This is a genomic window from Methylobacterium endophyticum (genome assembly GCF_050591105.1).
Taxonomy (GTDB): domain Bacteria; phylum Pseudomonadota; class Alphaproteobacteria; order Rhizobiales; family Beijerinckiaceae; genus Methylobacterium.
In genome coordinates this window covers 311660-333729 of record NZ_JBNHES010000001.1, presented here as the reverse complement: position 1 = coordinate 333729, position 22070 = coordinate 311660, and the positions used below count along the sequence as shown (strand labels likewise).

At 70.0% G+C, this 22070-nt stretch carries 15 protein-coding genes and 2 tRNA genes; 10 read left to right on the top strand and 7 right to left on the bottom strand.

Annotated elements, in window-relative coordinates; all coding sequences use genetic code 11:
* Positions 1–109: 109 nt before the first annotated feature.
* The 4 genes from ACP56T_RS01525 (at position 110) to ACP56T_RS01510 (ending at position 4907) form a co-directional block, all read left to right on the top strand.
* Entirely contained in the window at positions 110–2881 is a 2772-nt protein-coding gene (locus tag ACP56T_RS01525) for a phosphoenolpyruvate carboxylase (RefSeq protein ID WP_430910331.1), read from the top strand.
* A 133-nt stretch (positions 2882–3014) separates the two neighbouring features.
* Complete coding sequence (locus tag ACP56T_RS01520) at positions 3015–3989, top strand: HpcH/HpaI aldolase/citrate lyase family protein (protein WP_430910330.1); 975 nt, start codon at positions 3015–3017, stop codon at positions 3987–3989.
* 213 nt (positions 3990–4202) lie between these two features.
* Positions 4203–4637 carry a GlcG/HbpS family heme-binding protein gene (locus tag ACP56T_RS01515; protein ID WP_430910329.1) on the top strand — a complete coding sequence of 145 codons (435 nt, stop codon included), beginning with the start codon at positions 4203–4205 and terminating at the stop codon, positions 4635–4637.
* 93 nt (positions 4638–4730) lie between these two features.
* On the top strand, positions 4731–4907 hold the full coding sequence (locus ACP56T_RS01510; RefSeq protein ID WP_430910328.1) for a hypothetical protein: 177 nt from the start codon (positions 4731–4733) through the stop codon (positions 4905–4907).
* Positions 4908–4917: 10 nt separating this feature from the next.
* Here the strand turns inward: ACP56T_RS01510 and ACP56T_RS01505 are convergent, their stop codons facing one another.
* The 5 genes from ACP56T_RS01505 to ACP56T_RS01485 form a co-directional block, all read right to left on the bottom strand.
* The gene (locus ACP56T_RS01505) at positions 4918–5319 is read right to left on the bottom strand and encodes a hypothetical protein (RefSeq protein ID WP_430910327.1); all 402 of its coding nucleotides are present in this window, start codon (positions 5317–5319) and stop codon (positions 4918–4920) included.
* Between the two features lie 149 nt (positions 5320–5468).
* Positions 5469–6830 (bottom strand): aminotransferase class I/II-fold pyridoxal phosphate-dependent enzyme, encoded by a 1362-nt coding sequence (locus tag ACP56T_RS01500; protein WP_430910326.1) that lies wholly within the window; start codon positions 6828–6830, stop codon positions 5469–5471.
* A 1-nt stretch (position 6831) separates the two neighbouring features.
* Positions 6832–14259, bottom strand: coding sequence for an SDR family NAD(P)-dependent oxidoreductase (locus ACP56T_RS01495; protein ID WP_430910325.1), 7428 nt, complete (start codon positions 14257–14259; stop codon positions 6832–6834).
* A gap of 318 nt (positions 14260–14577) precedes the next feature.
* The gene (locus ACP56T_RS01490) at positions 14578–15900 is read right to left on the bottom strand and encodes a UDP-glucose dehydrogenase family protein (RefSeq protein WP_430910324.1); all 1323 of its coding nucleotides are present in this window, start codon (positions 15898–15900) and stop codon (positions 14578–14580) included.
* A 130-nt stretch (positions 15901–16030) separates the two neighbouring features.
* Positions 16031–17077: a hypothetical protein gene (locus ACP56T_RS01485; protein WP_430910323.1), complete on the bottom strand. Its 1047-nt coding sequence runs from the start codon at positions 17075–17077 to the stop codon at positions 16031–16033.
* A gap of 200 nt (positions 17078–17277) precedes the next feature.
* On the opposite strand from ACP56T_RS01485, the gene ACP56T_RS01480 reads away from it, so the two are divergent.
* Positions 17278–17352 (top strand) — tRNA-Val (locus ACP56T_RS01480).
* Between the two features lie 130 nt (positions 17353–17482).
* Here the strand turns inward: ACP56T_RS01480 and ACP56T_RS01475 are convergent.
* A complete protein-coding gene (locus ACP56T_RS01475) occupies positions 17483–18058 on the bottom strand; it encodes a CoA-binding protein (RefSeq protein WP_430910322.1) in 576 nt (191 codons plus the stop codon).
* A 45-nt stretch (positions 18059–18103) separates the two neighbouring features.
* On the opposite strand from ACP56T_RS01475, the gene ACP56T_RS01470 reads away from it, so the two are divergent.
* From ACP56T_RS01470 to ACP56T_RS01450, 5 genes are all read left to right on the top strand, one after another.
* Complete coding sequence (locus tag ACP56T_RS01470) at positions 18104–18550, top strand: PaaI family thioesterase (protein WP_430910321.1); 447 nt, start codon at positions 18104–18106, stop codon at positions 18548–18550.
* Positions 18551–18740: 190 nt separating this feature from the next.
* Positions 18741–19202, top strand: a complete 462-nt coding sequence (gene rplM / locus ACP56T_RS01465; protein WP_430910320.1) for a 50S ribosomal protein L13 — start codon at positions 18741–18743, stop codon at positions 19200–19202.
* 2 nt (positions 19203–19204) lie between these two features.
* Complete coding sequence (gene rpsI, locus ACP56T_RS01460) at positions 19205–19687, top strand: 30S ribosomal protein S9 (RefSeq protein ID WP_430910319.1); 483 nt, start codon at positions 19205–19207, stop codon at positions 19685–19687.
* A gap of 212 nt (positions 19688–19899) precedes the next feature.
* Positions 19900–20853, top strand: a complete 954-nt coding sequence (argC, locus tag ACP56T_RS01455; protein ID WP_430910318.1) for an N-acetyl-gamma-glutamyl-phosphate reductase — start codon at positions 19900–19902, stop codon at positions 20851–20853.
* 340 nt (positions 20854–21193) lie between these two features.
* Entirely contained in the window at positions 21194–21721 is a 528-nt protein-coding gene (locus ACP56T_RS01450; RefSeq protein WP_430910317.1) for a Ros/MucR family transcriptional regulator, read from the top strand.
* 104 nt (positions 21722–21825) lie between these two features.
* On the opposite strand, the gene ACP56T_RS01445 is transcribed toward ACP56T_RS01450, so the two are convergent.
* Positions 21826–21902 (bottom strand) — tRNA-Arg (locus ACP56T_RS01445).
* Between the last annotated feature and the right edge of the window lie 168 nt (positions 21903–22070).

The window sequence follows — 22070 nt, the reverse complement described above, 5'->3', positions numbered from 1 at the left end:
TCACCCGACCCGCTTCGCGGGCCACCCTCTTCCGCAGAGGGGAGAGGGAAGGCCACGCGATCAGCCCGTCGCCGCAGCCTCGAACAGACGACCTGAAAGGGCCAAACCCATGCTCAACACCCTGCACGCATCGCCCGGACTGGTCGTGGAGCATGCCTTCGCGCCGCCGGTGATCACGGGCACCTCCTCGAAAGAGGCCCTGGACATCCTGTTCCAGGCGCTCCTCGAGGTCGCGCGCCGGCACGAACCGGAGCTGGAGGCCGTCCTCCACGGCGACGCCGACATCTCGACCTTCACCCCCGAGATGCTCGCCCGCGCCCTCCAGGTGCAGGGCATCTGGTTCCAACTCCTCTCCATCGCCGAGCAGAACGCCGCCATGCGCCGGCGCCGCCAGATCGAGCGCACCAACGGGCGCTCGGCGCTCGGCGGCTCGTTCTCGAAGGTGCTGGAGGATGCCAAGGCCAGCGGCATCAAGGCGCCGCAGATCCACGGCCTGCTCAAGAACCTGCGCATCCGCCCGACGATCACGGCCCATCCCACCGAGGGCAAGCGCGTCACCGTGCTGGAGAAGTTCCGGCGCATCTATCTCGTGCTGCGCGAGTTGGAACTTCCGCGCTGGACCGAGCGCGAGCGCAACGGCCTGATGAACGAGCTGCGCGACCAGATCGAGCTCGTCTGGATGACCGGCGAGCTGCATCTGGAGAAGGCCACCGTCGAGCGCGAGGTCGCCTGGGGGCTACACTTCTTCGACGAGACGCTGTTCGAGATGCTCCCCGAGGTGATGTACTCGCTGGAGGAGAGCCTGGCGCAGCACTACCCGGACGAGAAGTTCGAGGTGCCGCCCTTCTTCCAGTTCGGTTCCTGGATCGGCGGCGACCGCGACGGCAACCCCTACGTCACGGCGGCCGTCACCCGCGCGACGCTCCAGCGCAACGCGCTGGCCTCGCTCCAGCGCTACCGCGACGGCGTGAACCAGCTCGGCCGCATGCTCTCGATCACCGAGCGCTCCCTGCCGGTGCCCGAGACCTTCAAGCGCGAACTCGCGGCGCTGCTCGCGGAGAGCGGCGACGGGCGCGCCATCGCCGGCCGCAATCCGGGCGAGGCCTATCGCCAGTTCCTCACCTGCATCCTGCGCAAGCTCGACGCCACCATCGCCCGAAACGAGGGACGCGCCTCCTCGGGGCCCGATTATCCGAGCGCGGACGGGCTCATCAACGACCTGCGCACCCTGGAGAAGGGGCTCGCGGACGCGAAATGCCCTTCCCTCGGGGTCGACCTCGTGCGCCCGGTGCGGCGCATGGTCGAGATCTTCCGCTTCTCCACGGTGCGGCTCGACCTGCGCGAGAACACCACGCGGACGACCAAGACCCTGGAGGCGCTCTGGCTCCAGCAGCACGCCAAGGGGAAGGGCACGGCCAAGCCCCCGGCGCTGGAATCGCCCGAGTGGAAGGCGTGGCTGCTCTCGGAGCTTGCCAAGCCGCGCAACCCCGAGCGCAGCTTCGACGACCTGCCCGACGACGCCCGCGAGACGCTCGCCACCTTCGCGCTGGTGGGAGAGATGCGCGAGCAGCTCGACCGCGAGGCCTTCGGTTCCTTCGTGCTGTCGATGACCCGCTCGGTGCCCGACGTGCTCGGTGCCTATCTGCTCGCCAAGGAGGCCGGCATCTTCCTCGACGGCGCCGGCACCGAGATCTGCCCGCTGCCGATCGTGCCGCTGTTCGAGACCATCGACGACCTGCGCGCCGCCCCCGTCATCATGAAGGAGCTGCTCGCCGTGCCGGTGGTGCGCCGCTCCACCCGCTGGCAGGGCGGCGTCCAGGAAGTGATGATCGGCTACTCGGACTCGAACAAGGACGGCGGCTTCGTCGCCTCGAACTGGGAACTCTACAAGGCGCAGGCGAAGCTCACGATCCTCGGCAACCATGTCGGCGTGCCGATCGCCTTCTTCCATGGGCGCGGCGGCTCGGTGAGCCGGGGCGGGGCGCCGACGGGGCGCGCCATCGCCGCCCAGCCGCCCGGCTCCATCAACGGCCGCTTCCGCACCACGGAACAGGGCGAGGTGGTCTCGTTCAAATACGCCAACCGGGGCACCGCCGCCTACCAGATGGAGCTTCTGGCCTCCTCGGTGTTCGACCACGCGCTCGCCTCCGAGCGCGAGGCGGAGGCGCTGCCGAGAAACGAGTTCGACGACGCGCTGGAAGCCCTCTCCGGCGCCTCGCGGGCGGCCTATGTCAACCTGATCCAGCACCCGGACCTCGTGACCTATTTCGGCGCCGCGAGCCCGCTGGACGAATTGGCGCTGCTCAATATCGGCTCGCGCCCGGCCCGCCGCTTCGGCGCCCGCTCGCTCGCAGACCTGCGCGCCATCCCCTGGGTGTTCGCCTGGTCGCAGAACCGGCACGTCGTCACCGGCTGGTACGGCGTCGGCTCGGGGCTGAAGAGCTTCCTGGACGTGCGCGGCGCGCAGGGCGAACAGCTTCTGAAGCGGATGTTCCGCGATTCGCGCCTGTTCCGGCTCATCCTAGACGAGGTCGAGAAGACCCTGCTCATGGTCGACCTGGAGATCGCGCGAGACTATGCCGGGCTCGTCGCGGACGAGGGCGTGCGTGAAACGATCTTCTCGATGATCGAGGCCGAATACGCGCTCACCCGCGAGATGACGCTCCGCATCAGCGGCGGCAAGGACCTCGCCGACCGCTTCCCGCTCTTCCGCGACCGGCTGAACGGGCGCCTGCCGACCATCAACCAGGTCAGCCGGGAGCAGGTCGAGCTGCTGCGCCGCTTCCGCGGCGAGGAGGACGAGGACAAGCGCGAGGCGGTCAAGGCCGCGCTGCTGTTGTCCATCAATTGCATCGCCGTGGGTTTCGGCGCGACAGGCTGAGAAACACACCGGCGCCCCCTGTCGCGCGCGAGCGCGCGATACAGGTTGCACCACAGGACACCGGGGCTATCGGCTCGCCTCAAGCGCGGCCGGGCAAGCCCCGCGAGATCGTCAACCAAGGAGAACCACCTCGATGAGCTTCACCCTGATCCAGCAGGCGACGCCGCGCCTTCACCGCTCGGAACTCGCCGTTCCCGGCTCGAACCCGACCTTCATGGAGAAGTCGGCCGCCTCGAAGGCGGACGTGATCTTCCTCGACCTCGAGGACGCGGTCGCGCCCGACGACAAGGAGAAGGCCCGCACCAACATCATCCAGGCGCTCAACGAGATCGACTGGGGCAACAAGACCATGATGATCCGCATCAACGGTCTCGACACCCACTACATGTACCGCGACGTGGTCGACATCGTCGAAGCCTGCCCGCGCCTCGACATGATCCTCATCCCCAAGGTCGGCGTGCCGGCCGACGTCTACGCCATCGACGTGCTGGTCACGCAGATCGAGCAGGCCAAGAAGCGCGAGAAGAAGATCGGCTTCGAGGTGCTGATCGAGACCGCGCTCGGCATGGCCAATGTCGAGGCCATCGCCACCTCCTCGCCGCGTCTCGAGGCGATGTCCTTCGGCGTCGCCGACTACGCCGCCTCCACCCGCGCCCGCTCCACGGTCATCGGCGGCGTGAACAAGGACTACAGCGTCCTCACCGACAAGGACGAGGCCGGCAAGCGCGAGACCCATTGGCAGGACCCGTGGCTGTTCGCCCAGAACCGCATGCTCGTCGCCTGCCGCGCCTACGGCCTGCGCCCGATCGACGGTCCCTTCGGCGACTTCTCCGATCCCGACGGCTACCTGTCGGCGGCCCGCCGCTGCGCCGCCCTCGGCTATGAGGGCAAGTGGGCGATCCACCCCTCGCAGATCGACCTCGCCAACGACGTGTTCACCCCCTCGGAAGCCGAGGTGACGAAGGCGCGCCGCATCCTCGAAGCGATGGAAGAGGCCGCCAAGGCCGGCCGCGGCGCCGTCTCCCTCGACGGCCGCCTCATCGACATCGCCTCGATCCGCATGGCCGAGGCGCTGATCGAGAAGGCCAACGCGATGTCCACGAAATAAGCCTTTCGGACCTATTGCTCGAAAGGCCGCCTTGGACGTTCGAGGCGGCCTTTCCGTGTGGGGCGGCATCGACCCGTCGTCATTCCGGGGCCGCGTAGCGGAACCCGGAAACCAGAACCGCGGACGTGCCGGGGCTGAAGCGGGCCTTGCCACGCAACCGGGCGGTCACGACCTCTCTCCATCTGTTGCATCGTGTCGAAAAGGCGAAACCCCATGCACGTCACCATCGAGGACGCTCACAAGGCGATCGAGGCCGCCCGCGCCAAGGCTGTGGAGATCGGCACGCAGATGTGCATCGCCGTGGTCGATTCCGGCGGCAACCTGAAGGCGTTCTACCGGATGGACGATGCCTGGGTCGGCTCCATCGACATCGCCCAGAAGAAAGCCAAGACGGCGGTGTTCTTCGGCATGATGACCGGCCAGATCGGCCAGCTCTCGCAGCCCGGCGGCCCGCTCTACGGCATCGAGCACTCGAATGACGGGCTCATCACCTTCCCCGGCGGCATCCCGATCGTCGACAAGGACGGCGTGATGTCGGGCGCCATCGGCGTCAGCGGCTCGACGGTGGAGAACGACCACACCGTCGCCGAGGCCGGTGCACGGGCCATCGGCGAGACCGAGCTGCCCGCCCATCCCTGGCGCACCTGACCGCAGCGGCGGCCGCGTCGTACAAACCGCCGGTTAAGCATGAGGCCCTATCACGGGCCTCATCACCAGCGACGGGCGATGACAGGAGCGCCGATGACCCGTGAACAGCTCGCGGCCGAACTGAGGCGCATGGCGTCCTCGCAGGTCGAGGACATCGAGCGCGCCGTGAAGGACGGCCACAAGACCATCGCGCTCAACGAGCTGGCCGATCTCAACCGCCAGCTCAAGACCCTCTCCGGCGCCCTCAAGAAGGCGCCGGCGAAGTTCTGAGGCGGCGGACCTACCAGCCGGGGCCGCGCCAGCGCCAGCCGGCGCCACCCTCCGGGGGAGGGCCGTCGAACCCGAACGGCCCGCGATGGGGCCCCAAGGCCGGGCGCTCGTCGCAGATGCGCACGCGGCGCAGGACGAGCTCCCCGTCCGGGTCGAAGCGGCGCTTCACGAACACCCGGCACGGCCCCTCCGGCGGCGGAGCGCCATAGGGCCCGGCGGTGACATGCGGCCGGCGGTATTCGGGCACCGGGGGCGGAGGCGGCGGATAGGGCCGGGCCGTTTCGTAGCCGGGCTCGGGGCCGCGCGGCGCGCCGTAGGGACGGTCGTAATCGGCGGCGAGCGCCGGCGAGGCCGCCAGCGCCAGGGCGAGGCAGACCGCGATCCGGGATGTCGGCGGGGAGAGGGGACGCATGGCGTTTCGCAACCTTCCGGGTGCCGGCCGATGATCCGGCCGGCGAGAGGGAAGGATGCGCCGTCCCGGCTGAACCCACGCGCAAGGCGTGTGTCGGCCAAGGTTCAGCGGCCGGCATCGTTCGGAAACGATGCCGCCGTCGAAAAAAATCAGCCGCGCTTGGCCAGGAGCTGCTCGATCAGCGAGCCGCCCTTCTCGATGGCGGCGAGTTCCTCGGCCACCGCAGAGACCGTCTCGCGGATCTGCTCCGGCGTGTGCTCGGAGGTCATGAAGAAGCGAAGCCGCGAGGCCCGCTCCGGCACCGCCGGGTGGATGATCGGCTGCACGTTGATGCCGCGCTTGAACAGCCGGTCCGACAGCGTCACCGATTTCAGCGAGTCGCCGACGATCACCGGGATCACCGCGAGCCCCAGGCTGAACCCCGTATCGAGCCCGACCTTGCGGGCGCAGGCGAGGAACAGGGCGCCGTTCTGGCGCAGCCGCTCCACCCGCTCCGGCTCGGCATGCATCACGCCGAGCGCGGCTTCCGCCGCGGCGGCCAGCGGCGGCGACATGCCGACGCTGTAGATGAAGCCGCCGGCGGTGCATTTCAGGTACTCGATCAGCGCCGAGGGGCCGCAGATATAGCCGCCGCAGGCCGAGAGCGTCTTCGAGAAGGTGCCCATCCAGATGTCGACGGCGCGCGGATCGACGCCGGCATGCTCGAACAGGCCGGCGCCGGTCTTCCCCAGCACGCCGAGGCCGTGCGCGTCGTCCACCATCAGCCAGGCGTCGTAGCGCTCCTTCAGGGCGACGAAACCGGCGAGGTCCGGCACGTCGCCGTCCATGCTGTAGAGGCCCTCGATCACGATGAGCGCCCGGCGGTGCTCGTGGCGGGTGGCCGCGAGCAGGCTCTCGAGCGCGTCGAGGTCGTTATGGGCGAAGGAGCGGCGCTGGGCGCCGGAGAGCTGCGCGCCCGTCACCACGCTGTTGTGGATCAGCGCGTCGTGGAAGATCACGTCGCCCGGCTCCAGCAGGGCGCCGATGGTGGTGACGTTGGTGGCGTGTCCCGACACCATCACCACGCAGTTGTCGGTGCCGTAGTGCCTGGCGAGCGCCTTCTCGAGCGAGAGGTGTCCCGGCCGCTCGCCCGCGACGATGCGGCTCGCGGAGGCGGAGGTGCCGAAGGCGTCGAGCGCGGCGTGCGCCGCCGCGTTGACCTTCGGATGCCCGTTGAGGCCGAGATAGTCGTAGGACGAGAAGTTGGTGAAGGGGCGCCCGTCGATCTGCGTGGTGGCGCCGGCCTTGACCTCGTGGACCCGGAAGAACGGGTTGCCGAGGCCGATCAGCTCGGCGGCCGAGCGCTGGAGCGTCAGCTCCTTGTAGCCGGGCAGGGATTCGAAATCCTGCACCTTCACGTCGCCCGTCTTCGGGGTCGGCCGCGCGGAGGCGGGGCGCGAGGAGCCGCGCCCCATCCGGTTGGTGACGAAGCCCGCGAGCGCCGCGCGTCCGCCGTCCGGTCGTTGGGTCATCTCAGAGGATCTCTTTGAGCTCGAGGCTCTTCTGTTCGACGAGGGCATTGAAGGGTTGGAGCGCCTCGGCGTCGACCCCCGCGCCGAGATGCTTCTGGGCAAGTGTCAGGGCGACCCCCGCCGCCTCGTCCACGGGCGCCGAGACGGACTGGATCAGGGTCTCGGCGAGCTCGTTGACGGTGAGGCCCGAGGAGATGCCCGCCGGCGGCGAATCGAGGGCGAAGCGCTCCTGGAGGCTGGCGCCGAGCTCCACGCCCATCAGCGAATCGAGGCCGATCTCGGAGAGCTGGCGCACCCGGCTGATGTCGTCCTTCGGCAGGCGCAAGATGCGGGCGATGTCCTCGACGATGGCATCGGCCACGGTCTTGCGCACCGCGTCGACATCCAGCGACTTCATCAGCGCGGCGATGTTGATCGTCGCCACCGCGCCGGCCTCCGCCTGCTGGTCGGAGCCGAGCGCGTCGTAGCTCGGCGAGCGCAGGGTCGAGAGGCGCTCGCGCGCCTTGCCCCAATGCATCGCGGCGATGGCGATCACCGCCTCGTCCGGGTCCGAGCCCTGGCCTTCGAGCGCCTCGGCCATGAGGTCGAGGCACTTGCGGGCCTCCATGGGCGTGACGCCGACGCGCCCGGCCAGCGTCTCCATCACCGCCTTGTTGCGGGCGAGCACGCCGACATCGCCGATGGCGCCCCAGGCCACCGCCATGGCGGGCAGGCCGAGGCGGCGGCGCTGGCGGGCGAGCCCCTCCATGAAGCCGTTGGCGGCGACGTAGGAGCCCTGGCCGGGGTTGCCGATGAAGGTCGTGGCCGAGGAGAACAGCACGAAATAGTCGAGCGCGCGGTTGCGGGTCGCGGCGTCGAGATGCTGCGCGCCGATCACCTTCGGGCGGATCACGGCGTCGAGCGCCTCGGGATCGATATTCGCGATCAGCCCGTCCTGGAGCACCATCGCCCCGTGGATCACGCCGGCGAGCTTGTGGCCCGCCTTCTCGATCCCGGCGACGAGGCCGTCCACGGCATCGCGGCTGGTGATGTCGCAGGCTTTCGCCTCGACGCTCACGCCGCGCGCGGTCAGCTCGGCGACGAGGGCCTTGGCGGTCTCCGTGTTGGCGCCGTTGCGGCCGACGAGCACGATGCGCGTGGCGCCCTTGTCGGCGAGCCAGCGGGCCGCCTCGACGCCGAAGCCGCCGAGACCGCCGGTGACGAGATGGACGCCATCCTTTGAGACGACGAAGGGCTGCGTCTGGCTCGCCAGCACCCGGCCGGGAGCCGGCGGCGAGATCACGATCTTCCCGATATGCCCCGACTGCTGCATGAGCCGGAAGGCGTCGGAGGTCTCGTCCGAGGTGAAGGGCTGATAGGGCAGGGGCTTGAGGCCGCCGTCGTTGAACAGCGCCATGACCTCGCGGAACATCTTGGCACCGTCCTCGCCCTGGTGCTGGAGCACCTGATCGAGATCGACGCCGAAATAGGTGAGGTTCCGCCGGAACGGGCGCAGGCCGATATGAGTGTTGGCGACGTAGTCGCGCTTGCCCAGCTCGATGAAGCGCCCGAAGGGCTTGAGCACGTTGAGGCTGCGCTCCATCGCCTCGCCGAAGAGCGAGTTCAGCACCACGTCGACGCCGGTGCCGGTGATGCGGCGCACGTCGTCCACGAAGGCGAGCGAGCGCGAATCGAGCACATGCTCGGCGCCCAGCGCCTTCACCAGGGCCCGCTTCTCGCGCGAGCCCGCCGTGGCGATGACCCGCGCGCCCTTCAGCTTGGCGATCTGGAGCGCGGCGAGACCGACGCCGCCGGCGCCGCCATGCACGAGCACCCATTCGCCCCGCTTCAGCCGGGCGCAGGAGACGAGGCCGTAATAGGCGGTGAGGAAGGCCACCGGCACGGTCGCCGCAGCCATCGGGTCGAGCCCGCGCGGGCAGGGGGCGACGACGAGCTCCGGCGCGATAATATGCGTGGCGAAGCCCGATTGCGCGAAGGCCACCACGGGATCGCCGACGCGGAACGCCTTGACGCCCTCGCCGGTGGAGACGACCCGTCCGGCGACCTCGAGCCCGAGGCGGGGACCGGCGAAGCCGTCCTCCAGGATCTCCTCGGGCAGCATCGAGAGCGCCCAGAGCACGTCGCGGAAGTTGAGGCCAGTGGCCTCCACCGCGATCTCGACCTCGCCGCGCGCGGGCGTCCGGCGCTCGGCCGGTCCCCAGGCCATCTCGTTGAGGCCGCCGGTGTTGGAACGCTCGAGCCGCGCCGCCTCGGCGGGCTCCGAATCGCGCTGCGAGCGCTTCGGCTGCCCCGGCGAGAAGCGGACGACGCGGGTGCGGTCCTCGTCCAGCACGATCTCCGTCTCGGTGGTGCCGGAGAGGATCAGGTCGCGCAGGCGCTCGGCGGCGCGCTTCGAGGAGATCGAGGGCGCGAGGTCGATGCGGCGCACGTCGAGGCTCGACACCTCGTTGGCGAGCGTGCGGGTGAAGGCCCAGACGCCGGCCTCCACGGACGCGGCGGAGCCGCCGCGATCGCGCGTGGCGCCCGGCGAGACGACCCACAGGCGGGTCTGCCGGCTGCCGAGATGCTCGACGCAGCGCTTCAGGCTGAGGCAGCGGTCGCGCAGGCGGCCGGCGGCCTCGCCGTCGCGCCCGAAGGCGCCGGCCAGGAACACCACCGTGTCCGGCGTCTCGCGCTCCAGCTCCGCGAGGGCCGAATCCGAATCGAGGATGATCGAGACATGCACCCCGCTCGCGACCAGCAGCGTCGCCAGCGAGGAGGCGGTCTCGGCCCCGAACTCGTCCTCCGAGCCGATGACGAAGGCGAAGCTCTGGCTCGCGGCGGGACGGGGCCGGGCCGGCGCCTCGCCGACGAGGAGCAGGTCGTCGCCGTTGCCGGAGGCCGCACGCTCCACCGTGACGCTGACGAGGCCGTTGGCGCTGAGCGAGCGCTGCCAGCCGGCGATGTCGTCGAGCCGGCCGATGGGCTGGCCGTCGGCGCTCTCCTCGAACCAGTCCGGCTTCAGGCCGAACACGAGATCGCGGAAGAGGGAGGCGCCGGGCTCGACGGCGAGCAGCACGCCGCCGGTGGCGAGGGCCTCTCCGAGCCGGCCGATCAGGGCGCGTTCGGAGAGATGCAGCGCGCCGCTGCACAGGATCAGGTCGAAGGCGCCGGTGCCGAGCTCGGCCGGGTCCTCGATCACCGCGATGCCGCGCGGCAGCGCCAGACGGGAACGCTCGGCCAGCCGCCGGTCGGCCTCGAACAGGCTGAGCCGGGCCTCGACGGATTCCGCGAAGGCCGCGATCTGGGCCGAGAGCGGGCCGAACCCGACCTGGAGGATGCGCAGCGCGCGGTCCTTGGGCAGGCGGCCGCGGGTCGCCTCGACGATCCGGGCGACCACCTCGGCCGAGGCGCGCGCCGTGGCGCTGCGCAGGGCGAAGGCGTCGAGCGCATTCTGCGGCAGGGCCGGACGCTCCGCGAGATCGCCGGCCAGGAGCCGCGACACCAGCGCGCCGACATCGGCCACGAGCACCAGCTCGGCGGACAGCTCGGGATGGTCGGCGGCGACCCAGCGCAGGATCTCCTCCGGCGCCGGCAGCGAGACGTCCTCGCGCAGGGTCCAGCGGTCGCCGTCGCGGCTAGCGAGCTCGCTGCTCTCCAGCGCGTAGAGGGCGTTCGTCACCCAGGGGCGCAGGTCGTCCGGCACGCGCTTGTCGAGGGTGACGCGGCCGCCCTTCTGGAGGCCGGCGGCGAGGCGGTAGGCGAGGGAGGTGGCCCACCCCTCGAGCAGCAGGTGGCCGGGGGAAAGCGGCGCCTCGGCGGCGGCGCGGGCGGCCCGCGCCTTCGGCTGGACGAGGCCGGCGACGCTCGGACGGCGCTCCATCGGGATCGCGGTGGGCTCGGTGGCGAGTTCCGGCCGCTGCGTGATGGCGAAGGCGGCCAGCTCGCCCCCGTGCTTGGCGCGCAGCGCCTGGAAGCGGCCCTCGCGGATGGTGGCGATGACCTCGCCCTCGGCGTCCAGCACGCTGAAATCGGCCAGGATGCTGCGCTCGTTGCAGCGGCGCGTCTTGATGACCGCCCGCGCGATGGCCGAGCCCGGCCGCAGCAGGCGGATCTCGCCGAAGCGCACCGGGATGTAGGCCTTGCCGCCCTGCTCGCCCAAAAGGTCCGCGAAGAGCAGGATCAGGCCGTGGAAGCAGGCGTCGAGCCGGGCGGGGACGAGCCCGTAGGCGGGGTCCGCCTCGGCGGGCACCAGCTCGGAGACGATGGTGGTCTCGTCGAGACGGGCGCTCAGCGCCACCTGCCGGAAGCTTGGGCCGAAGCCGAGGCCGGAGGCGAGGGCGCGCTTGTAGAGTTCCTCGCCGGCGATCGCGGACTCGGCCGGGATCTCCACGTCCTGCCGGGCGGGGGGCAGGAAGGTGCCGTCGACGATCTTGGCCGAGGCGTGGAGCTGCCAGGGCGCCTGGGTGAGGCGCGGCCGGCTCAGGATCTGGATCTGGTTGCCGCTGCCGGACAGGCGGGCGGTGACTTCGCGCAGCGCCTCCTCGGCGAAGACCATCGGCGAATGGATCTCGAAATCCGCCAGGACGACGGTGTCGTCCTTCGCCGCCTCGCGGGCGGCGGCGAGCGCCATCTCGACGAAACCGGCGCCGGGCATGATCGCCTGGCCCTCGATGCGGTGATCGTCGAGCTCCGGCACGGTCTCGACATCGACATAGCCGTGCCAGTCGAGGCTGTCGGGCGCGGTGCGCTGGCCGATGAGCGGGTGATAGCCGCGCGGCGTGGTGCCGCCGACGCTCTCGGTGGTGTCGGCGAGGCGGAAGCCGCGGCGCTGCCAGGGGTAGCTCGGCAGGTCGACGGCGCCCTTCGGGGCATCGCCGAAGACGATCGTCTCGTCCACCGCCGCGCCCTGCGCGAGGGCCGCGACGAGGGTCTTGCGGATCGGGTCGGAGCCGGCGGGCTTGCGGTGCATCACGCCGATGGAGGCGGTCTCGATGCCAAGCGGCTCGATGGAATCGCCCACATGCGAGAGCAGCACCGCGCGCGGGCCGACCTCGATGAAGACGCGCGCGCCCTGGCGGGTCGCCTCCTGCACGGCGTCGCAGAAGCGCACCGGCTCGCGGATGTTGCGCCACCAGTAGCTTGCGCCGAACTCCTTGCCGGCGAGAACCTGGCCCGTCACCGTCGAGACCATGGCGGTGGTGCCGGCGGACGGCTTCAGGCCGGCGAGATCGCGCAGCAGCGGCTTCTCGGTCGGGTCCATGATCCGGCCGTGGAAGGGGTATTCGAGATCGAGCTTGCGCCCGCGCCGGCGCTTGCGCGACAGCGCCTTGACGGCCGCGTCGATGGCGCTCTCGGGGCCCGCGACGACCACGGCCTTGGGGCTGTTCCAGCCGGCGATGTCGAGGCTCGGGTAGTCCTTGAGGAAGGTTTCGGTCTCTTCCGCCGGGGCGAGCAGCACCGCCATGGTGCCCTGGCCGCGCGTCGCCTCCTGGTGGTGGCTGCGGTAGTAGATGACCCGCACGGCCTGTTCGAGGCTGAGGATGCCGGCCGCTTCCGCCGCCGCGATCTCGCCGACGCTGTGGCCGAGCACGAATTTCGGGCTCAGCCCCTGGGCGCGCAGCGCCGCCGTGGATGCCGCCTGGATGGCGAAGATGAGGGGCTGCGAGACGCTGGTGAGCGCGAGCCGCTCCTCGAGGTCCTCGGCTTCCAGCGCCTCCCTGAGCGACCATTTCGAGTAGGGCTCGAAAAGGGTGTCGATCCGGTCGAAGGTCTCGCGGAAGACGGCGTTGGTGGCGTAGGCCTCCCGGCCCATGCCGGCCCACTGGCTGCCGTTGCCCGAGAAGACGAAGGCCACGTCGGCGGCGCGCTCGACGGCGGTGCCGGTCACGACCGCCTCGGCGTCCTCGCCCTCGCCGATGGCGCGCAGCGCCGTCGTGAGAGCTTCCTTGCCGCCGTCCAGGGAGACGGCGAGGCGGGCGTTCAGGCGCTCGCGGCGATGCGCGGCGGCGGAGGCGATGCGGGCGGCCTCGGCGGGCGCGGCGCCGTCGAATCGCTCGGCGTAGTCGAGGGCGAGCTCGTTCAACGCCGCGCGGCTCTGGGCGGAGAGCAGCAGCACCTCCGGCGCGCGGCCGGCATCGGCCTTCTCGGCCTTGGCGGCGGCCGGCTTGGGGTCGGTGAGCACGACATGGGCGTTGGTGCCGCCGAAGCCGAAGGAGTTCACCCCGGCGAAGCGCTCCTTGCGGGTGCGCTCGATCGCGCGCGGCTCGCGCACCACGTCGAGGTTCAGCTCGGTAAAGGGGATCTCGGGGTTGAGCTCGGCCGAATGGAGCGAAGCCGGGATCAGGTCGTGCTCCAGCGCCAAGCTAGCCTTGAGCAGGCCGGCAAGGCCCGAGACCGGCTCGGTATGGCCGATATTGGTCTTGATCGAGCCGATGGGCAGCGGCCGGGCGCGCTTGCGCCCGAGGCGGCCGCCGATGGCGCTCGCCTCGATGGGGTCGCCCACCGGGGTGCCGGTGCCGTGGGCCTCCACGAAGGCCACGGAATCGAGGTCGATGCCGGCCTCCGAATAGACCTTCTCGAGGAGCGCGCCCTGCGCGTAGCCCGAGGGCAGCGAGATGCCGGTGGTGCGCCCGTCCGAGTTGACGCCGCTCGCCGCGATCACGCCGCGCACGGTCGAATCGGCGCGCCGCGCGGCTTCCGCCGTCTGGAGCACGAGCACCACGCCGCCCTCGGAGCGGACATAACCGTCGGCATTGGCCGAGAACGCCTGGCACAGCCCGGTGCGCGAGAGCATCTGCGCGTTCGAGAAGCAGATGAAGTTGAACGGGCTCGCGAGCACGTTCACGCCCGCCACCACGGCGGTGTCGACGCGCCCAGACCGCAGGGCAGCCACCGCGTTGTCCAGCGCCACCAGCGAGGACGAGCAGGCGGTGTCGACGGTGAAGGACGGGCCCTTCAGGTCGAAGATGTAGGAGATGCGGTTCGAGAGGATCGAGAGCGTGTTGCCGGTGGCGGCATAGGCGTCCCCCGACGCGGAATCGAGGATGCGCAGGTTGCCGTAGTCGAGGGAAGAAGCGCCGACATAGACGCCGACATGGCTGCCCGCGACCGCGGACGGCCGCATCCCGGCGTCTTCCAGGGCTTCCCAGGTGAGTTCGAGCAGGAGCCGCTGCTGCGGGTCCATCTGCTCGGCCTCGCGGGGCGAGATGCCGAACACCGCCGGATCGAAGGACCAGATGTCGTCCAGCGTGCCGGCGGCCCAGGTGTAGCTCTTGCCGCGCTCCTGCGCGCGGGGATGGCCGAAGCGCTCCAGCGACCAGCGTTCCTGCGGGATACGCCCGACCGCGCAACGCGATTCCGTGAGGAGCTGCCACAGCCCGGAGACGCTGGGGGCGCCGGGGAGCCGGCAGGCCCGACCGACGATCGCGATGTCTGTCCGTTCAGTCACGTTCGATTCGCACACGCTGTTGGCGGGGAGGCACGGTTGCAAGCCGGCAGGCAATCCCTTCGACCCTTAGTGTGGCACCATTGCGGTGTCCAACCGGGGGCCGTGACAACCTGACGGCAACGGGCCTTTCGCGCTCTGCTGTGGCCCGTTTTCCTCGCTCTCGTCTTGGCCTTTCGGCGACGACGACATCGGCTCTGCCGGCATTCGCGAGGATAGTCCGGCAACAATTATCCAGAAACCGCCACATTCGAAGGTCGCGGCCAAGCCTGACTTGGCGCCGCCGGCGGATAACGTGCCGTCGACTTGATTCGCCTCCGCTCAGGCCGCGCCGCCGGCGGGCGGGCGGCCGATGCCGGTATAGCGGAAGCCGCGCCGGGCGAGGTCGTCGGGGCGGTAGACGTTGCGCAGGTCGACCACGACAGGTTGCGCCATGGCGGCCTTCAGGGTGGTCCAGTCGAGCGCCCGGAAGGCGTCCCACTCGGTGACGAGCACGAGGGCGTCCGCCCCTTGCGCGCAGGCATAGGGGTCGTCCGCGTAGGTCACGCCGGAGAGGAGCGGCCCGGCCTGCTCCATCCCCTCCGGGTCATAGGCGCGGATCAGCGCGCCCGCGTCCTGGAGCCCGGTGATGATCGAGAGGGAGGGCGCGTCGCGCATGTCGTCGGTGTTCGGCTTGAAGGTCAGGCCGAGCACGGCGACGGTCCTGCCGCGCACGCTGCCGCCGCAGGCGGCGATGACCTTGCGGGCCATGGCGCGCTTCCTCTGGTCGTTGACCGCCACCACCGTCTCGACGAGCCGGACCGGCGTGCCCGCGTCCTGCGCGGTCTTGACCAGAGCCAGGGTGTCCTTCGGGAAACACGAGCCGCCATAGCCGGGTCCCGCGTGCAGGAACTTGCCGCCGATGCGGTTGTCGAGGCCGATGCCGCGCGCGACCTCCTGCACGTCGGCGCCGACCTGCTCGCACAGGTCCGCGATCTCGTTGATGAAGGTGATCTTCGTGGCGAGGAACGCGTTGGCGGCGTATTTGGTCAGTTCCGCCGTGCGGCGTCCGGTGACGAGGATCGGCGCCTGGTTGAGATAGAGCGGCCGGTAGATCTCGCGCATCACGGCCTCGGCACGGGCGTCCTCGGCGCCGATGACGATGCGGTCGGGCCGCTTGAAGTCGGCGATGGCCGCGCCCTCGCGCAGGAATTCGGGGTTGGAGACCACCGCGAAATCGGCCTGCGGCGCGGTCTCGCGGACGATGCGCTCGACCTCGTCGCCGGTCCCCACCGGCACCGTCGACTTGGTGACGATCACCGCGTAGCCGGTCAGCGCCGAGGCGATCTCCCTGGCCGCCGCATGGACATAGGACAGGTCGGCGAAGCCGTCGCCGCGACGCGAGGGCGTGCCCACCGCGATGAACACGGCATCGACCCCGTCGACGGCGCGGGCGAGGTCGGTGGTGAAGGAAAGCCGGCCCTGGCGCACGTTCTCGGCGACCAGCGCGTCGAGCCCCGGCTCGAAGATCGGCATGCGGCCGGCCTCCAGCGCCGCGATCTTGGCCGGGTCCTTGTCGACGCAGACGACGCTGTGCCCGAAATCGGCGAAACACGTCCCCGAGACGAGCCCGACATAGCCCGATCCGACCATCGCGATGCGCAAGGCGACACCCTCCGATTGTCCGCGCGCGCCGGTCCCTCCGGCGCTCGCTGCACCGCACCACTAGCGGGGATCGGTCCTGCGGGAAACCGCCCCCGCCGCCCTGTCCCCGCCGGGCTCTGCGTATGGCGGCTCAGCCGCCCCAGCTCTTGGCCACGGACGAGCGCACCGCGTCCGCCATGGCGACGTCGAAGACCAGCATGTCCGCCACCGCGCGGATGCCCTTGAGGCGCTGGGCCAGCGCGGCGACCTCGGCGGGGATCGGCTCGGGCCTGGGAATCGCGTCGGCGATGCCGAGCCGGTCGAGCACCGTCGAGACGAACGCGTCGTAATAGTCGCGGTGGCCGACGATCCCGACGCGGGCCAGGATCTCGATGGCGACGATGGAGTTGCCCGGATGCAGCCGGTCGTCGGGCAGGCGGGTGCCGAACTGCCGGGTCAGCGGATTGTAGAGCAGGTGATAGGCGGGCTCGGGCAGCATCCGAAACAGCCGCTTGAGGCTCTTCGGGTCCTCGAAATCGTACTCGGCGGCGAAGGTCGCGGCTTCCGCGAGCTTGCCGAGGCGCCAGTTCCGGGCCGGATCGGCGGCGATCTCGGCCCGCTCGCGCAGCCAGAACAGGCGGGTGGCCATCTCCACATGCGGATCGTGAACCAGCACCGTGGTGAGATACTTCTCCGGCGGAAAGAGGTGCTCGAAACGGGGGATCGTCAGCGCGCCGGAGAGGAAGGCCGAGGTCAGGCTTTGGGTCTCCAGGGCACTTTTCAGCACCTCCTCGCTCATCTTCCCGATGCCGAAATAGGATTGCTGGAAATGCCGGAAGAACAGCCCCTGGAGGGCGTTCTCCGGGTTGATGCTCGCGTTGATGAGCAGCAGCCGGCCCTGAACCAGGCCGTCCTGCGGGCAGCGGCGATGCACCAGCACGTTGGTGTCCGCGTCGTAGATCTCGAGGCGCGGCATCCGCGCCAGGCCCGGCACCTCCATCTCGGTGATGACGAAGGTGCATTGCCCGGTGGAGTGCCAGCCGAGAGAGCGGAAGGTGTCGTCCACGATGCTGGCGGAGAGTTCGGCCTCGCGGCAGCCGTCCACCTTCACGACGATGCGGCTGACGGCCACCGGATTGTCCGGCACCACCCAGCAGCGGATCATGTCGCCGCTGTCGAAATCGACGAAGAATCTCATTCCCGGTGGCCGCGCCGAATCCCTGCCGTGCCTCGCCCCCGCCGCGATGCGCGTGCGGGCCATAACCGATTTCCGCCGGAGATGCAGCGTCCTCGGACACGCGGACCGTCCGCATCAAGAACCCGCGTGAAGCCGCTTGCGCCCCCCCGCCGCAGAAGCTATAGGCCCCTCCTCGCCGGAGCCGGACGGCTTCGCGGAAAGGGCGCGTAGCTCAGCGGGAGAGCACTACCTTGACATGGTAGGGGTCACAGGTTCGATCCCTGTCGCGCCCACCAGCCCCTTCGATGGGCTGGCCCTTCGTTCCAGACACCAATGATCGTGATCGCAGGTTCGCCGAACCCGGATCGGCGAGCGATCGGAAACCCGTCCTCATCGATTGGCGGAAAGGCGAGCGGCGTGCCGCGATCAGCGGTTGCCCCCGCGCGACTCGATGGTCAGCTTCTGGATGCCCTTCTTCGCCAGCACCGGCTTGCGGGCGCTGATGATGCGGGAGTTGACTCCGGTCCAGCCGATCTCGCCGGAGAGCCGGCCGTACTCGATCTTCGGGCAGCGGTTCATCACCACGCGGACGCCCCTGGCCTCGGCGCGCGCGGCGGCGGCGTCGTTTCGCACGCCGAGCTGCATCCAGATCACCTTCGGCAGGGGATCGAGGCTTAGCGCCTCGTCGACGAGGGGCCCGGCGGCTTCCGAATTGCGGAAGATCTCGACCATGTCGACGGGCCGCGTCAGCTCCGACAGCGAGGCCAGGACCGTCGCGCCCAGAAGCTCCTGGCCGGCAAGCCCCGGATTGACCGGAATCACCTCGTAGCCGCGATCGCGCAGGTATTTCAGCACGATCCAGCTCGGCCGCGCCGGATTCGCGGAGGCGCCAACCAGCGCGATGCTGCGCGTCTCCTTGAGGATCGCGCGGATGAGCGTGTCCGGGTAGGCATCGTGCGCGGCGGCGAGCCCGTCCGGCGCCTGGTCGAGTGTCGTCATCATGATGGCGGACTTGTCGGCGATCCGGCCCCGTGCTGCAAGGCGCCGATGAGCACGATATTGCCCAGCGATCTGCCCGTGATGAGCCTCGCCGAGGTGCTCGATTTCCTTGAGCGCGAGTTCCCGCAGATGCATGCCGGCGGGCGCAGCTACCATCTCGAGGCGGTGGGGCCGCTCTCGGCGCGCATGCGCATGGATCATCACGAGCGGCACCTGCGCCCCGGCGGCACCGTCTCCGGGCCGTCCATGATGGCGCTGGCCGATCTGGTGCTCTACGCCGCGATCCTCGCCAATATCGGGCCCGTGGCGCTCGCCGTGACCACCAACCTCTCCTTCAACTTCCTGCGCCGGCCGGGGGCGACGGGGCTCGTCGCCGAGGCGCGCCTGCTGAAGCTCGGACGCCGGCTCGCCGTGGGCGAGGTCGCGATCGCATCGAGGGGAAGCGACGATCTCGTCTGCCACGCCACAGGCACCTACTCGATCCCGCCCGCATGACGGTATCCTGATACCGCATCCCTGAAGGCCATGCGGGGATTGAGATTTTCGGCCCGCACGACGCTTGACGCGAGGCGGCGGAGCCCTTAGAGACCCCGCCAGAGCCGCTGCGTTCCCGAAACGCGGCGGCGCTTCGTTTTCGGTGCCGGCCGTCGTCGGCACCTTTCACGCACCGACACGGGAAGCGGCCATGAAGACCACCTCGCTGAAGCCCGCCGACGTCGACAAGAAGTGGCTCGTGATCGATGCGGAGGGCCTCGTCGTCGGCCGTCTCGCCTCGATCGTGGCGATGCGCCTGCGCGGCAAGCACAAGGCCTCCTACACGCCCCACGTCGATTGCGGCGACAACGTCATCGTCATCAACGCCGAGAAGGTGAAGTTCACCGGTCGCAAGTACGACCAGAAGAACTACTACCACCACACCGGCTATCCGGGCGGCATCAAGGAGCGCTCGGCGAAGTTCATCCTCGAGGGCCGGTTCCCCGAGCGCGTGGTTGAGAAGGCCGTGGAGCGCATGCTCCCGCGCGGGCCCCTCTTCCGCCAGATCATGGGCAACCTGCGTGTCTACAAGGGCACCGCGCACCCGCATGAAGCCCAGCAGCCGCAGACGTTCGACGTCGGCGCCCTCAACCGCAAGAACGTGAGCGCTTGATCATGGCGACCCTTCAGTCCCTCGCCGACCTCAACCGGTCCAACGCGGTCGGCTCCTCGGAGAACGAGGCGCCCGTCCACGTCCAGAAGCTCGACGCCCAGGGCCGTGCCTACGCCACCGGCAAGCGCAAGGACGCGGTCGCCCGCGTCTGGATCAAGCCCGGTTCGGGCAAGGTCGTCGTCAACAAGCGCGACGTCGAGATCTACTTCGCCCGCCCCGTGCTGCGCATGATCCTGCGCCAGCCGCTCCAGGTGGCCAACCGCGTCGACCAGTACGACATCACCGTCACCGTCGCTGGCGGCGGCCTCTCCGGTCAGGCGGGCGCCGTGCGCCACGGCCTCTCCAAGGCCCTGACCTATTACGAGCCCGAGCTGCGCGGCCCGCTCAAGCGCGAGGGCTTCCTCACCCGCGACTCGCGCGTGGTCGAGCGCAAGAAGTACGGCCGCAAGAAGGCCCGCCGCAGCTTCCAGTTCTCGAAGCGCTGAGCGTTTCGGCACTGTCGATACGGAAGGGGCGGGTCCGAAAGGGTCCGCCCTTTTCCGTTCGGGGCCGGGCGACCGGCGCGGCCGAAGTCGCCGTGGCGTCATGGTCGCGGCCCTAGATGGCGGGATTCGGGGAGCCGCCCGCGCGTCGACTCTGCGGCGCACGGTGCACAACCCCACCCATATTCGTTTCGTTACGCGAGGATCGATCGGCGATGTCGGCTGCCAACGGAGAGACCACCCGGCCCACCGTGTTCATCGACGGGGAGGCGGGCACCACCGGCCTCGGCATCCGCGCGCGCCTCGAGGGCGACGGCCGGGTGGCGCTGCGCTCGATCCCGCACGAGAGCCGCAAGGACTTGGCCGCCAAGCGCGCGCTGATGGCCGAGGTCGATCTCGTCGTGCTCTGCCTGCCGGACGAGGCCGCGCGTGAGACCGTGGCGCTCGCCGACGAACTGCCAGGCGGCGGCCCGCGCATCCTCGACGCCAGCACCGCCCACCGGGTCGCCGAGGGCTGGGCCTACGGCTTCGCCGAGCTCTCGCCGGGGCAGGCCGACGCCATCCGCGCCTCGCGCAGGGTCGCCAATCCGGGCTGCTACCCCACGGGGGCCATCGCCCTGCTGCGCCCGCTGGTGGAAGGCGGCCTGATCCCCGCCGACGCGCATCTCAGCATCAACGCGGTCAGCGGCTACAGCGGCGGCGGCAAGAGCATGATCGAGGCCTACGAGGCGGGCACCGCGCCGGTCTTCCAGCTCTACGGCCTGGGCTTCGCCCACAAGCACATCCCGGAGACGCAGGCCTACGGGCTGCTGACGCGGCGGCCGATCTTCGTGCCGTCCGTCGGCAATTTCCGCCAGGGCATGCTGGTCAGCATCCCGCTCCATCTCGACACCCTGCCGGGGCGCCCCTCCGCCGTCGATCTCGAAGCGGCGCTGACGGCCTGGTACGCCGGCCAGCCCCTGGTCGAGGTCGTGCAGGGCGCCGGCACCGGCACCCATCGCGAGAAGCTCGAGGCCGAGGATCTCGCCGATACCGACCGGCTCGAGCTGCGCGTCTTCGGCTCGCAGGCGCACGGCCAGGCGGTGCTGGTCGCCCGCCTCGACAACCTGGGCAAGGGTGCGTCCGGCGCCGCCGTGCAGAATATCGGGCTGATGCTCGGCCTCGCCTGAGAGGCCGGCAGAGCGACAAGCGGGGCTCCCGGCGGACGGCGCGCCGCGCGGGGGCGGCTTCCGTCGGGCGGCGGCGCGAAAGCATCGCCGCGCGGCGGTTGCTGTCCGACCGCCGGGACCGGAACAATACGAAGATTCCTCGCCGGCTTTCCCGCCGTTTTCGCACCGGCTTCCAATGTCGACGGCGATCGAGCATTATTGATTGCACGCAACCGAATTTTGGGATCGGAATTACCGCTTGACGAATGCGGTGATTTCATTCGTATTGTCTACGTGAAGACGTTCGCTGAGCTTGTTTCGGCCAAGGTCATTCTCAGCGCGTGACAATGGAACCACGACGATGAACGACTCAGCCGGGGATCATGGCCGCCTCGTCACCCTGGCGGCGGATATCGTCTCCGCCTATGTCAGCAACAACCACGTCCAGAGCGCCGAGCTGCCGAAGCTCCTGAGCGACGTCCACGAGGCGATTCGCACCGTCAGCGGAACCGTGGCGCCCCCGGTCGAGACAGGCCCCGCGAAGGCGACGGCCCAGGAGATCCGCAAGTCGATCTCGGCGGACTTCCTGATCAGCTTCGAGGACGGCAAGCAGTACAAGACGTTGCGCCGCCACCTCACCCTGCGGGGGCTGACGCCCGAGCAGTACCGGGCCAAGTGGGGTCTCGGCCCCGACTATCCGATGACCTCGCAGAGCTATTCGGAGCAGCGCTCCGAGCTGGCGCGGGCGCTCGGCCTCGGCCAGCAGCGCCGCAAGAGCGTCGGGAAGGCCGTGGCTCCCGATCAGGACCCCGCCGAGGCGGCGGACAGCTCCGAGGGCGAGCCCGAGGACAAGAAGAAGCGTGCCCCGAGGCGCAAGGCCGAAGCCTGATCGGCCGGGCCGGGATGCGGCCCGGAATGGGGTAAAGAGGCTTCCCGGCCAGACACTGAGGCGACCGGACCGGCGCCGCCGAGGACGTGTCGGAACAAGGTGGCTGGCGACCCCGGAAGGGCTCGAACCTTCGACCTGCCGCTTAGAAGGCGGCTGCTCTATCCAGCTGAGCTACGGGGCCTGACCGATTTCCGTCGTATCAGCCCGCCCGCCGCCCGTCCACAAGAACCTCACCTGAAAGGCGTTTCCCCTCTGCGAAGGCCCGTTTCCGGCCCCTTCCGAGGGACGCGAGGGCGAACCTGGCCGGGCCTCCGCAATCGCTGCGGGGGACGGGTAGCGAGACGCCGAT